Origin of the sequence: Solibacillus sp. FSL R5-0691, assembly GCF_037974225.1 — a bacterium.
Classification (GTDB): domain Bacteria; phylum Bacillota; class Bacilli; order Bacillales_A; family Planococcaceae; genus Solibacillus.
Genome location: NZ_CP150231.1, coordinates 597,112 through 611,624 on the forward strand (window position 1 = coordinate 597,112; position 14,513 = coordinate 611,624).

Below are 14,513 nucleotides of genomic sequence, written 5' to 3' on the forward strand. Positions count from 1 at the left end.
GGCATTTACATGCAAATTTCACAGAATATTCAACAAATTGGTAACTATATTAACGGTGAGTGGGTTGCGCCAAAAAGTGATCAGTACGAAGATGTATTCAATCCAGCTACAGGAGAAGTAATTGCCCGTGTAGCGCTTTCTTCAAAAGAGGATGTCGAACTGGCTGTTTCAACAGCAGAAATTGCATATGAAAACTGGTCAAGAACACCAGTACCAAAACGTGCGCGTGTACTATTCAAATATCAGCAATTATTAGTGGATAACTGGGAAGAATTAGCGAAGCTAGTAACATTGGAAAACGGTAAGTCGTATTCTGAAGCTTACGGTGAAGTACAGCGTGGAATTGAATGTGTCGAGTTTGCTGCTGGAGCCCCAACATTAATGATGGGATCACAATTACCGGATATCGCTTCTAATATTGAATCAGGTATGTACCGCTATCCAATTGGGGTTGTCGGCGGAATTACGCCTTTCAATTTCCCGATGATGGTTCCTTGCTGGATGTTTCCGTTAGCGATTGCTTGCGGTAATACATTTGTTTTAAAACCTTCGGAGCGTACACCATTATTAGCAAGCCGCTTAGCTGAACTATTAAAAGAAGCCGGATTACCGGACGGTGTGTTCTCCATTTTAAACGGTGCGCATGATGTAGTGAACGGTTTACTGGAACATAAATCAGTAAAAGCGATTTCATTCGTAGGATCTCAGCCTGTTGCTGAATATGTATACAAAACTGGAGCTGCAAACTTAAAACGCGTGCAAGCTTTGGCAGGAGCTAAGAATCACTCCGTAGTATTAAAGGATGCAAATCTGGATTTCGCAGCAAATGAAATTACAAATGCTGCATTCGGTTCTGCAGGGGAACGTTGTATGGCAGCAGCGGTTGTTGCGGTAGAAGAAAGTATTGCGGATGAATTTGTAGCGAAATTAAAAGAAAAAGCAGATGCTATTAAAATTGGAAACGGGATTGAAGACGGTGTGTTTTTAGGACCGATTATTCGTGAGCAGGCTAAAGAGCGTACACTTGGATTTATTGAATCAGGTATCGCTCAAGGTGCAACAGTTGTCAGAGATGGACGCGAAGACAAAGAAGCGGCAGGAGAAGGTTACTTCTTGGGACCAACAATTTTTGATCATGTTGGACAAGAGATGGACATTTGGAAAGAAGAAATCTTTGCCCCAGTATTATCGATTGTTCGAGTAAAAGACCTGGCTCATGCAATTGAAGTAGCGAATGGGAGTACATTAGCCAATGGAGCTTGCTTATATACAAATAGTGCATTAGCTATTCGTGAGTTCCGTGAAAAAATCGATGCAGGGATGTTAGGAATCAATGTAGGTGTACCTGCACCAATGGCATTCTTCCCGTTCTCTGGATATAAAAATTCATTCTATGGAGACTTACATGCGAATGGTAAAGACGGCGTAGAATTTTATACACGTAAAAAGATGGTGACAGCAAGATTTATAGATTAATGAGGTGAAGATAAATGGAAACAATTCGTTTAACTACTGCACAAGCGGTCGTCAAATTTTTGAACGCACAGTATATTTCTTTTGAACAAAAAGAGCAACGTTTCGTACATGGTATTTTCACGATTTTTGGACACGGTAATGTGCTTGGCTTAGGTCAGGCACTTGCTGAAGATCCGGGAGAACTGGTAGTTTACCAAGGTCGTAATGAACAGGGCATGGCACATGTTGCAACAGGATTTGCAAAGCAGGCATTACGTAAACAGATAATGGCATGTACTTCATCTGTTGGTCCGGGAGCGGCTAACATGGTGACAGCTGCAGCAACAGCGACAGCAAACCAAATTCCGTTATTACTTTTACCGGGTGATGTCTTTGCAACAAGACAGCCAGATCCGGTCCTGCAGCAAATTGAACAGACATACGATTTATCGATTTCAACAAATGATGCATTTCGTGCTGTAAGTAAATACTGGGATCGGGTTACACGTCCCGAGCAGCTGATGTCGGCAATGATTAATGCGTTTCGAGTATTGACATCGGTTGAAGATACAGGGGCAGTAACGATTTGTTTACCGCAAGATGTGCAAGCAGAAGCATGGGATTTTCCGGCGAGCTTCTTTGAAAAGCGGGTTCACGTAATTGACCAGCGCATACCAGCGCAACATCAATTGGAGCAAATCGCTGAAATGATCCGTCAAAGCAAAAAACCGCTAATCATTGCTGGAGGCGGTGTCCGGTATGCAGAGGCTGGTAACGAATTATTGGCTTTTGCAAAGGCGCATCAAATCCCGGTAGCTGAAACACAGGCTGGAAAAAGTGCCATTGTCTCATCGGAACGTTTGAATGTTGGTGGAATCGGCGTTACAGGGAACAGTGTAGCCAATACCCTTGCAAAAGAAGCGGATTTAATTATAGGAATCGGTACACGCTTTACCGATTTTACAACGGGCTCTAAATCACTAGTAGGTCAAACACCACTCATTGCGATTAATGCTTCACCATTCCATGCGCAAAAACTGGATGCAATTCCGGTCATTGCGGATGCGAAACTGGCGATCAAGAAGCTCGGGCAATTGTTGGAAGGATATACCGCCCAGCATGAGCAGCTTGATATTTATAAAGGGCAATGGGAGCAAGAACTGCAGCGTTTAAAAAATCAGACGTATCAGATTGGTGGACAGCTAGAGATTGCTGGTCAGTTGGATGAACAGGTACCGGATTATATCGACACACTGCAGACAACTATGACGCAGACGAGTGCTTTTATGCTGATCAATGAAAAAGTAGAGAAAGACGCGATTGTCGTGGGCGCAGCTGGTAGTTTACCTGGGGACATGCAACGTTTATGGAAAACAAATGCCCCAAATACGTATCATATGGAATACGGCTATTCTTGTATGGGATATGAAGTGGCTGCAGCACTTGGTGCGAAAATTTCCAGCCCTGAACAGGAAGTATATGCAATGGTTGGAGATGGCAGTTTTCAAATGTTGCATTCAGAGTTTGTAACCTCCCTGCAGGAACAGAAAAAAATCAATATTTTACTGTTTGATAATGCCGGGTTTGGCTGTATTAACAATCTGCAAATGGGTAATGGTATGCCGAGCTATAAAACAGAGTTTCGCTACCGTGAAGGAAATGATCATCAAGGGTCTGTTATGGCGATTGATTATGCAAAAATTGCAGAAGGCTATGGGGCTAAAACGTTTACGGTACACACGTTGGAACAGCTGGAGAGTGCAATAGCAGAAAGCAGAAAAAGCAATGTCAGCACACTGATTGATATAAAAGTGCTGCCTAAAACAATGTCCGATGGTTATGACGCTTGGTGGCATGTTGGAGTAGCTGAAGTAACAAAGTCGGAAAGTATTCAGCAAGCCTACGAAAATAATGCGCAACAGAAATTGATGGCAAGAAGTTACTAGGAGGGTAGTAGATGATTGAATTGGGTATTGCGCCAATTGGTTGGACAAATGATGATTTACCTGAGCTGGGCGGCCATATTACATTTGAACAATGTATCAGCGAAATGTCGTTGGCCGGATTTAAGGGTTGTGAAGTCGGCAATAAATTTCCGCGTGACCCGGAAGAATTGCGGCATTATTTAATACCACGAAATTTGCAAGTTGCGGCCGCTTGGTTTAGCAGCTATTTAACAACAAAGCCGTATGAAGATTCGGCACAGGCATTTATTGAACACCGAGACTTTTTGCATGCGATGGGAGCCAAAGTAATTGTTGTATCTGAGCAGGGTAATAGCATTCAGGGAAATCCATCGATTGCAGTCACTGCAAACCAGCCTGTATTTACAGAAAAAGAGTGGAACTTATTGATAGATGGATTGGAGAAGCTCGGAGATTTAGCTGCAGAGAAAGGCATGAAAATTGCCTATCATCCCCACATGGGCACAGGTATTCAGACAAACAGGGATATAGCACGCTTAATGGATCATTCAGATTCTCAAAAGGTATCGCTACTTTATGATTGCGGCCATTTATATTTTGCACGCGAGGACATTTATGAAGTATTGAACAAATATATGGACCGAATTGTGCACATCCATTTAAAAGATGTACGTGAAGAAATACTGGTACAGGTGGAACAGCAGGAACTAAGTTTCCTGGAGGCAGTAAAAGCAGGGGTCTTCACAATCCCCGGGGATGGAAAGATAAATTTTACCCCAATCTTCGAATTGATCAAGCAAAGTGATTATTCAGGATGGATAATTGTGGAGGCGGAGCAAGACCCGGCTAAGGCGAATCCCCTGATCTATGCTAAAAATGCAAGACAGTTTATCCATGAACACGCAGGATGGTAGGTGAAGAATAGATGACACTTGTAACAGTAAAAGAGCTGACAGACAAGGCTTATCAAAATGGCTATGCAATTGGCGCATTTAGTGTTGCCTCTACAGAAATGATTAATGGTGCCATTCAGGCGGCAGAGCGTACTAATGCCCCAATTATTCTACAAATTGCAGAAGTACGGTTAAAGCAAACTCCTCTCCATATTATAGGGCCAGCCATGGTACAAGCAGCCAAAGAAGCAGCTGTACCGATAGCTGTACACCTTGATCATGGATTAACTGAACCTGTTATAAAGCAGGCATTGGAGTTAGGGTTTACTTCCGTAATGTTTGACGGCTCCATGTTTCCTATTGAAGAGAATATCGCCAAGTCACAAAAAATTTCTCGAATGGCACGCCAATATTCAGCGTCATTTGAAGCGGAGATTGGAAAAGTGGGCGGTTCAGAAGATGGTTCGGAAGATATTGAAGCACAATTAACGGCTTTGCATGAAGCGAAGCTGTTTCTGAACCAAGTAGATGTAGATGTATTGGCTGTTGCAATCGGCAATAGTCACGGCTTTTATAAAAGTACTACACAAATTCGTTTTGATCATTTGGAAATATTGCAACAGGCTTTGCAGTATCCGTTTGTACTACATGGTGGTTCAGGATTGACGGAGCAAGATTTTCATGTAGCAATTGAACAAGGCGTTGCTAAAATTAATGTAGCCACATCCACATTTCATGCAGCTTTACAAAAAGTAAAGGAACTTGAACCAATGCAAGACTATTACGAGCTACATAATGCTTTAATAGATGGTTCTGCAGAAAATGTGGAAAAGCATATCCATATGTTCAGAAGTGCCGGGAGGGTTCAGTATGTATAAAAAATTAACACAGGATTTTGGATACATCGCCTTAACGGAAAGGTCCAATCCAGATTCCTTGATGGATATTGGAATTTACCATTTAAAAGCGGGGGAATCGGTCACATTGCAGGATGAATTATGCGAGATGGCTGTATTGCCCTTAGAAGCACATGTTGAACTTCAGTGGGAAACGCAACAAATAATTGTAAAACGACAAAGTTTATTTGATGAAGAACCTCATTGTCTTCATGTGAGTAAAGGTACTCTTGTAATTGTGAATGCTATTGAAGACAGTCAAGTACTTGTACAAAAAACTGATAATCCATCGAAGTTTGATTCCTACCTCTATAAACCTGAGGAATGCCAGAGCGAGGATGCTGGAGCAGATGTCTGGAATAACACAGCATTCCGAACAATTCGAACAATTTTTGATTACACAAACGCGCCATACTCTAATCTTGTCATAGGTGAAGTAATTTCACATCCTGGAAAATGGTCCAGCTATCCGCCACATGTACATCAGCAACCAGAAGTCTATTATTATCGCTTTGACCGGCCTCAAGGATTTGGTTGTGCGATGGTCGGTGAAGAGGCCTACAGAATTGAAGATCATAGTTTTATTACCATACCAGGTAACTTAGACCATCCTCAATCGACAGCACCAGGCTATGCAATGTATTTTTGTTGGATGATTCGTCATTTAGAGAATAAACCATGGACAGAAAGAATTTTCGTAGATGAGCATAAATGGTTATTGGAAGAACAACCATCAATCTGGCCTAATAAAAAATAAAATAAAAAAGTAAGGTCCAGATCATCTTAAAAAAATCTGGAGCTTATTTTTTATAGACGTTTTTAAACTGTCACCAATGGACAGCTCTCATCAGCAGCCCACTCATTTAACGACCCATCATAAACTGCCACATTCTCTTGTCCTAATTTATTGAGCAATAATGCGTTCCATGTTGCAGCAATTCCGCCACCGCAATAAGTAATTACCTTTTTATTTGGATCTAGTGCACCTAATTTTTCAAACGTAGCGCGTAATGTAGCATCATCGTTCAGTAAACGTGTTTCCGGATTTGAATGAGATCCGAAAAAGGCATGCTTGCTTCCTGGAATATGGCCAGGGCGCGGGTATGTTGTTGTTTCACCTCGGAAGTCTGCTTCTGACAAACTGTTGATCAATACAATATTTTCATCCTCTAAAGCTGCTTTTACCTCTTCTTTTGATACGATCAGATGCTCACGGCGTTCTCCTGGAAATGGCGCAGGTTCATAGTTGGAGATTCCTGATTCAGTTGGACGTCCATCAAGCTTCCACTTGCGGAATCCGCCGTCGAGTACAGCTACATTATCAAAGCCTTCATATTTTAACTGCCAGCGTAAACGTGCTGACCAGTCGGATGCTAATATATCAACGTTTACTAATGGGCCGCGGTCATAAATAACTACATACGTTTCTTCGGTAATTCCTAAAGGTTCCACAGCTTTCAGGAATTGCTCTCGTGTTGCAATTGTAAATGGTGCCTTTCCTTCAGGATTAGTGAAGTCTTTCAGTAAATCAGCATAAGCCGCTCCCGGAATATGTTCTTCTTTATATGCCTCAAAGCCGGACCATAGTTCTGGAAATCCTTCACCTTCAGGAATTTTTAAGAATGTTGATGCATCGATTAAACGTAAGTTCGGGTCATTCAGTCGTGCCTGTAACCACTCACCATCCACTACATATGGAATATTTCTCATCATTATCAAGCTCCTTCTGTATTATTCTTACTGAATTACTCTGTATAAAATTTACTTTAGCACAAATTATTAGTGAGTTCTATTTACTGCTTTGGTAAATTGATAAAACTAACATAAGGTAGATGAGCTAGCTCTGATAGTAGTGATACTAGAAATTTAATGGGATAAGTAGAATTATCGATAGACGAAGCAGATATTATTGATGAGAAATAAGACCCTAATTAATATAATAGGAGAAATTACTCTATTAGATATTTCTGAAATTTAATAAAATTAAAATATTGGATAAATATAACTTTCATATTCAACTATTAAGCGAAAAATAAGTATTCCTTTATAATAGAAATTTTTGAAAGTTAGTAAAAATCTATTTAATCTCCCAAGGCAAATCCGCTAATTAAATAAAGAAGGGTTTGCTTTTTTTTGAGATATAAAAATTTATAAGGAGCTAAACAAATGAAAAATAGTGGATTCCATTTCGTTTCCAAAATTGCTTTGTCATTTTTACTTGTAATTTCGATGATATTGCCTCACTTTGCAGTTGCGAAGGCAGAGACAACAGGTGCTATTGGGGTTGGAGATGCGATCAGTCAGTTTAATCCTACTTCAGTTATACCTGGTGTAACAGTAGAGGGTTATATAGTAGGGTTTGTGAAAAGCGAAACTTCTGTTCTAAAAGAAGCAGAAACTGATACGAATATTGCCATAGCGGATACGCCAGAAGAAACAGACTTAGCAAAAATGCTTTACATTCAATTACCAAGTTCACCCGCTTCAATTAGAGCTGAATTTGGATTGAAATCGAATCCTGGCAACCTTGGCAAAAAAGTAGTAATTACAGGTTCGCTGGAAAAATACTTTGGTAACCATGCAGGTTTAAAATCACCTATTACGCTCATTCAATTTGTTGATGATACATCCAATCCAGAAGAACCAACACAGGTAGCTACTGTAAAAGCTTCCCCAATAGCCGGAGAAGTTTATGAAGGAACAAAAGTAACTTTGTCAACGGCTACAACAGATGCAACGATTTATTACACAACAGATGGTACTGAACCGACAACAGAAAGTATGGTTTATGATGCATCAACAGATATTGTAATCAATGAACCAACAACGATTAAAGCATTTGCAACAGCAGCAGACTTGGACGATAGCGAAGTTGCTACATTTGCTTATACAATCAAAACAGCACCAACAGCCATCTCTATTGAAGAAGCACGCAATAAAGCTATCGGCGATGAAGTAATCGTTTCAGGTATTGTCACAGCAAAACTGGAAACAGCGACAGCACATATCCAGGATGAAACGGGTGCAGCGATTGCAATTTACCCTGCGGACAGTCTTACAGCAAATGTAGGAGAGCTTGTTACGGTTCAAGGGAAAGTTGATGAATACAGCGGGCTTAAACAGCTAACGAAGATTTCTCTTATTAGTAAATCAGCTGCGACATTACCAGAGCCTCAAGTTGTAACAAGTGAAGGTATTTCAGAAAGTAATGAATCGCGATTAGTAACTTTAAAAGATGTAGCGATTACTGGTTCGGGACAAAACTTTACAGGTTCAGATGTAGCCGGTACATTTGCAATTTATGATAAATTAAGAGATTCAGGTTTAGTAAGTGGAAAAACGTACGGAGAAATTACAGGGATTGTTGGTCAGTTTACTAACCATCAGCTTCTTCCAATCCGTATTATTGAAGATACAACCAAAGTACAGGATATTCAAGCTTCACATTCAGGCTACGTAACAGCCGGCACAAGTGTAACACTATCTACACTTACTGAAGGTGCGAAAATTTATTACACAGTGGATGGTTCACTACCTACTACAGCAAGTACAGTATATACGGAACCTATTACAATCAATGACCGGATGACGATTAAAGCTATTGGCGTTAAAGAAGGCTTAACGGGCAGTGCGGTTGCAACATTCGTTTATGAAATCATTAATCTGGAAAATGCGACGATCAGTGAAATTCAAGGAGCAAGTCATACTTCGCCTTATACAGGATTACAAGTGAATGATGTTGATGGAATTGTTACATTTGTAATTGATGGTTCGAATTTCATTATGCAGGAAAATACACCGTTTGATGGAGTTAAATCAACTGCGATTAAAGTGAACAAGTCTTCGCATGGTGTGATGGTAGGAGACGCAGTGAAAGTAACGGGTACTGTAAATGAGGCTGGTGGCAACACGCGTTTGAAAGATACGCAAATTGCTGCTAATAAGGTTGAAAAAACAGGTACAGCTGCGATTCCTGAAACACTAGTTATCGGTGAAGATTTAATCCCACCGAATAAAATTATTGATAATGACAGTTTTGCGATTTTTGACCCGCAAGAAGACGGAATCGACTTCTGGGAGTCAATCGAATATATGCTTGTATCATTCCCGGATGCAAGAGTAGTAGGACCAATGTATAACAATGATTCACCAATCGTCGTACCTAGTACAACAAACAATACATTTAATGCTAATGGCGGTCTAAATATTGCTGCCGATGATTACAATCCAGAAAAGATTATGCTTGAAGGCGTATCAGGGAAAAACTATGAATCAGGCGATCGCTTTAATGATGCGCTGATCGGGTTTGTAGAAAATTTCTCAGATGGCTATAGACTGAATACGAATAAAGTTTTCCCGGAAGTAACAAAGGCGAATATTCAGCAGGAAGTAACACATCTTGAACCGGTAGCGGATAAGCTGAACTTTGCATCTTACAATATCGAAAACTTTTCGAATAACACGGACAATACATCTGACGAAAAAGCAGCAAAAATCGCTTCGACATTTGTACACAACATGAAGTCACCGGATATTATTACATTAGTAGAAGTACAGGATAATGACGGACAAACAGATTCAGGGAATGCTGATGCATCAGAAAGCTACTTACGATTAATTAATGAGATTCAACTAGCGGGTGGTCCTCAGTATGACTGGGTTGATGTTATGCCGATTAATAATACAAGTGGTGGTGCGCCAGGCGGAAATATCCGTGTAGGGTACTTGTACAACCCGGAACGAGTTTCACTTGTTGACGGGACAAGAGGAACAGGTACTCAGGCGAATGAATGGACAGAAGAAGGCAGTCTTGCATTGAATCCAGGTTTTGTGAATCCTTCAAAGTTTGAAGATACACGTAAACCGATTGCGGCAGAATTTGAATTCCAGGAAGAACGCATTGTCGTTATCGGGGCACATCTAAATTCTAAAGGCGGAGACGATTCGTTATGGGGTCTAACACAGCCACCGGTTTTAGGTTCTGAAAAAGAGCGTATTGAGCTTGCACAAGTCATCAATGACTTTATCGATGAAGGACTTGCCAAAAATCCGGACGTAAACATTGTCGTAGCTGGTGATATGAATGACTTTGAATTCACACCGGCTCTTGAAACATTAAAAGGTGACGTTTTAACGAATATGGTGGACAAAGCACCTGTGGAAGACCGTTTCAGTTACTACTTCCAAGGGAACAACCAAGTACTGGACCATATTTTAGTTTCCAACAATCTTGCGGAAGTAACGGAAATTGATATGATTCATATTAATGCGAACTTTACTGAAGCGCAGGGCCGTGCATCTGACCACGATCCGGTATTAGTTCAGATTGATTTGAAATCTGATAAAGAAGAAACACCGGAGCCGATCGTGCCGGAAAATGTGTACAATTATAAAAACTATAAAACAGGCAAGCTGATTATGAACCGTCCAAGTATCTCACTTACATTAGGTGAAAATACTACTATTAAAAATGGTATTGCGGTATTCAGTGAATATGCGGAATTCCACGGAACAGGGTTTGCAGATAAAACGGTGACGATCAGTCCGAAAAAAGGAAATGCAATTATTGATTTTAAAGGAACAAAAATCAGTAAGATCATTATTGAAGGCAACAATGTAAAAGAAATACGTAATCTTCCATCCGATGCGAACATTACGTATACAAAAGGGGCAACACCGGATTCAATTGAGTTCAAATAATTTTTAGATAGGAGCATCGCCAAATCTGATAATTGATTTGGTGGTGCTTTTTTACTGGGTGAAATCCCAAATTCCTAACAGGATTGTCATAAATATGTTCCATAAACTGCTATCTGATTAGTGCTGCTATGTTATAATACTAGCAATTATATTAAATCAAATATATCTGCCTATATTTGGAATGGGAGATTGTAATGTTTTCGCTACGGAATTTCATTAAATTAAAATATTTATTCATATCAGTCATTGCCCTTGCCTTTGTACTCTCAACGCTTATCAGTGTTTACAGCAGCTACAAAGGGAATATGAAGTTAATGCAAGAACAGACACTGGAAAATAATCGGGTATACGCACTGAAATTAGCGGAAACAGTCGATAAATTTATTATTAATTCATCAAACACGATGCATTATAGCGCAGCAGAGCTTGCCTATGACTTTGAAAATAGAAATAAATTGCAGGAAGTAGCAAACCGTCTTTATTTACAAGGGGATACATTCAGCTCTGTTCTCATTGTTGATGCGGAAGGCAATATTATGGTGAATGCACCGGAATCTCTTGGTGAAGCTGGAAAGAAGGTTCTCTCCATAAAGGGACTGGAAAATTATAATAAGCATGAACCTTTTATCTCGGATCCATATGTTTCGCCGACAGGACGTAAAGTAATCGTCATTTCAATGCCTATTTATGATGGAATTGGCGAATTTAAAGGGGTTTTAAGCGGCACTATCTACCTTTATGATTCCAATATTTTTGAATCGATTTTAGGTGAGCACCCTTATGAAAATGGGTCTTATGTGTATGTTGTCGATTCGCAAGGGAAAATTATTTATCATCCGAATAAAGCAAGATTAGGAATGGATGCTTCCACTAGCGAGGTAGTTGTTCAATTATTAAAAGAAAAACACGGTGGGTTGATAGCAGTTAATGCATTTGACCAGCCGATGCTCGCAGGTTATAGCCAAAGTGAAGCGACACGGTGGGGGATTATTGTCCAAACACCGTATGATGAAGCACTTAGTATGGTAGGGCAACAAGTGGTAAGTGTATTTAAAATCGGTTTACCTTTCATTATATTTTCTACAATTGTCGTATTTTTATTGGCCAGCCATATTGTTCGTCCCCTTGAAAAAATAGCGGAAATCTCGGAAAACAGTGTGAAAGATCAAGAGATGAAAAAGCTGAAGGGAATCCGGGCATGGTATTACGAAGTGTATAAAATACAAGAAGCACTCATCCATAGTTTTTCGGTTTTACATGGTAAAGTGAATACACTGAAAGAAGAAACATCAATAGATTCACTAACTAAGCTATTGAACCGCCATACTTTTGAAAAGAGAGTTAAAGTGTTTTCAGATCAGCAAAAAAACTATACGCTCGTCATGTTGGACGTGGACTGGTTTAAAGCTATTAATGATACGTACGGGCATATTGCAGGAGATGAAGTACTGCAAGCTTTAGCAAGCAAATTAAAAGAATCGCTACAAGAAGATGATTTGGCATGTCGTTACGGGGGAGAAGAATTTATTCTTGTCTTTACAGAAACAACGATTGAAGAGGCTTATGAACGTGTTGAATCGCTTCGGGCAAGTGTTCAGCAAATTATCAGTCCTGAAGGGAAACCTCTAACATTTTCGGCTGGTATTGCAAATTATCCGCTACATGGTGATGAACTAAAAGACATTATTGCAAAAGCGGATGAAGCTTTATATCAAGCAAAAGAAAATGGACGTAACCGCGTGGAAATAACAAATGCATAATCTGATACCAATTCTATTTTTATAATGATGAATTACTGGTTACTCTACATGGCGTTTGCTGTGTGGAGTTTTTTTATATTATAGGAATTAATAATCTGTATAGAAGAGTGGTAAAAATTATTCAAATTTATAAAGGGGGTTCCAGTTAATTGATAAATCACTAAAGAATGGTATGCTAAATTAAATAAAGTATTATAAGCAACTTATTGTGTTCTAGTTATTTTTATGCTGCTTAGGTATAATTTTTTATCAAAGTGGACAATGTTTCAAGTTAATAAATATTTATTCTTTAGGAGAATTGAATGACCTCTTTTAAAAAAATAATGAAATTAAAATACTTAATAGTCGCAGTGATATCCCTTGCCTTTTTTCTCTCTGTCATAGTAAGTACATACAGTAGCTATCAAGGGAACGTAAAATTTATGGAACAACAGGCATTGGAAAATAACCGGGTCTATGCTTTGAAATTATCTGAAACTATTGACCAATTTATCGGCGATACTAAACGGGTTATGCGTTATAGTGCGGCGGAAATTGGTGAAGACTTTAATAATATGGAAAACTTGCAACGAGAGGTTAACCGACTTTATTCACAGGAAAACACATTCAGTTCTGTCGTTGTTGTAGATGCGGATGCGAACATTCTAGTCAACGCACCGCAAGATCTTGGTCTGGCAGGCAGTAAAGTAACATCAAAAGAAGGGCTGGAAGTGTTAAAGAACCGTACTGCATATATTACCAATCCTTATATGTCCCCGACCGGACGTGAAATCATACTGCTTTCCATGCCCGTCTATGATAACGAGGGCATCTTTAAAGGGGTTTTGAACGGAACGATTTATTTGCATGAGTCAGATGTTTTTGCAATGATTTTAGGTCGACACCCATATGAAAATGGTTCTTATGTATATGTTGTCGATACAAATGGAAAAATTATTTACCACCCGGATAAAACACGGCTAGGGGAAAATGCTTCACAAAATGAAGTCGTAAAAGATTTGCTGGAGGAAAAGAGCGGAGCAAAGGAGATTGTTAATTCACTTGATCAGCCAATGCTTGCAGGGTATAGCACCACGGAAAGAACACGTTGGGGAATTGTCGTGCAAACACCATATGATGAAGCAATAAATGGCGTTGGAAAACAAGTATCGGATGTTTTTACACGAGGTTTGCCTTTTATTGTCCTCTCCATTATTTTTGTCTTTGTACTTGCAACACGTATCGTAAGACCACTTCAAAGTATGGCGGAAATAGCAGGGAACAGTGCTCAGGAGCAGGAAATGAACAAGCTCAAAGACATCCGTGCATGGTATTTTGAAGTATTTAAAATCCGCGAAGCCCTTATTCAAAGTTTTTCAATTTTACATGGACAAGTAAATACACTTAAAAAGGAATCCTCGACAGATCCGTTAACAAAGCTGTTAAATCGCCGAACTTTCGATAAAATCATTCACTTATGGACCGAACAGCAAAAACCATATACATTAGTCATTTTAGATGTAGATTACTTTAAGAAAGTCAATGATTCCTATGGTCACATGATAGGCGACGAAGTATTGCAATTTATAGCCATTAAATTAAAAGAAGTTGTTGGTAAGGAAGATGTAGCTTGCCGTTATGGCGGGGAGGAATTTATACTCCTGCTATCCGAAGAGACGGTAGGTAATGCATATAACCGGTTAGAAGCTTTCCGCGAAGAAATTTCCCGAATTATTAGTCCAACGGGGAAAGTCATTACATTCTCAGCCGGAATTGCAAATTATCCGCTGCATGGGGATCAGCCAAAAATCATATTGGAAAAAGCGGACGCAGCACTATATGAAGCGAAAAAGAACGGGCGGAACCGTGTGGAAGTAGCAAATGCATAACTTAAAAATCCAGTCT

At 39.7% G+C, this 14,513-nt stretch carries 9 protein-coding genes; 8 read left to right on the forward strand and 1 reads right to left on the reverse strand.

Annotated features, from left to right (window positions below; translation table 11 throughout):
- Positions 1-9: 9 nt before the first annotated feature.
- Genes MKY51_RS02970 through MKY51_RS02990 form a run of 5 tightly spaced genes read left to right on the forward strand, consistent with a single transcriptional unit; the run spans position 10 to position 5,926 of the window.
- On the forward strand, positions 10-1,476 hold the full coding sequence (locus MKY51_RS02970) for a CoA-acylating methylmalonate-semialdehyde dehydrogenase (RefSeq protein ID WP_339175198.1): 1,467 nt from the start codon (positions 10-12) through the stop codon (positions 1,474-1,476).
- Positions 1,477-1,490: 14 nt separating this feature from the next.
- Positions 1,491-3,401, forward strand: coding sequence for a 3D-(3,5/4)-trihydroxycyclohexane-1,2-dione acylhydrolase (decyclizing) (iolD, locus tag MKY51_RS02975; protein ID WP_339175200.1), 1,911 nt, complete (start codon positions 1,491-1,493; stop codon positions 3,399-3,401).
- 11 nt (positions 3,402-3,412) lie between these two features.
- A complete protein-coding gene (gene iolE / locus MKY51_RS02980; protein WP_339175201.1) occupies positions 3,413-4,294 on the forward strand; it encodes a myo-inosose-2 dehydratase in 882 nt (293 codons plus the stop codon).
- Positions 4,295-4,305: 11 nt separating this feature from the next.
- Positions 4,306-5,151, forward strand: coding sequence for a ketose-bisphosphate aldolase (locus tag MKY51_RS02985; RefSeq protein ID WP_339175203.1), 846 nt, complete (start codon positions 4,306-4,308; stop codon positions 5,149-5,151).
- On the forward strand, positions 5,144-5,926 hold the full coding sequence (locus MKY51_RS02990; protein WP_339175204.1) for a 5-deoxy-glucuronate isomerase: 783 nt from the start codon (positions 5,144-5,146) through the stop codon (positions 5,924-5,926). Before MKY51_RS02985 ends, MKY51_RS02990 begins: the two co-directional genes overlap by 8 nt.
- A gap of 62 nt (positions 5,927-5,988) precedes the next feature.
- Here MKY51_RS02990 and MKY51_RS02995 read toward each other — a convergent pair whose 3' ends face one another.
- Positions 5,989-6,879: a sulfurtransferase gene (locus MKY51_RS02995; RefSeq protein ID WP_339176564.1), complete on the reverse strand. Its 891-nt coding sequence runs from the start codon at positions 6,877-6,879 to the stop codon at positions 5,989-5,991.
- Positions 6,880-7,335: 456 nt separating this feature from the next.
- On the opposite strand from MKY51_RS02995, the gene MKY51_RS03000 reads away from it, so the two are divergent.
- The 3 genes from MKY51_RS03000 to MKY51_RS03010 all read left to right on the forward strand — a co-directional run bounded on the left by MKY51_RS03000 (position 7,336) and on the right by MKY51_RS03010 (position 14,497).
- Complete coding sequence (locus MKY51_RS03000; protein WP_339175205.1) at positions 7,336-10,869, forward strand: chitobiase/beta-hexosaminidase C-terminal domain-containing protein; 3,534 nt, start codon at positions 7,336-7,338, stop codon at positions 10,867-10,869.
- 314 nt (positions 10,870-11,183) lie between these two features.
- Entirely contained in the window at positions 11,184-12,629 is a 1,446-nt protein-coding gene (locus MKY51_RS03005) for a sensor domain-containing diguanylate cyclase (protein ID WP_339175207.1), read from the forward strand.
- Between the two features lie 422 nt (positions 12,630-13,051).
- Positions 13,052-14,497: a sensor domain-containing diguanylate cyclase gene (locus MKY51_RS03010; RefSeq protein ID WP_339175208.1), complete on the forward strand. Its 1,446-nt coding sequence runs from the start codon at positions 13,052-13,054 to the stop codon at positions 14,495-14,497.
- The last annotated feature ends 16 nt before the right edge of the window (positions 14,498-14,513 follow it).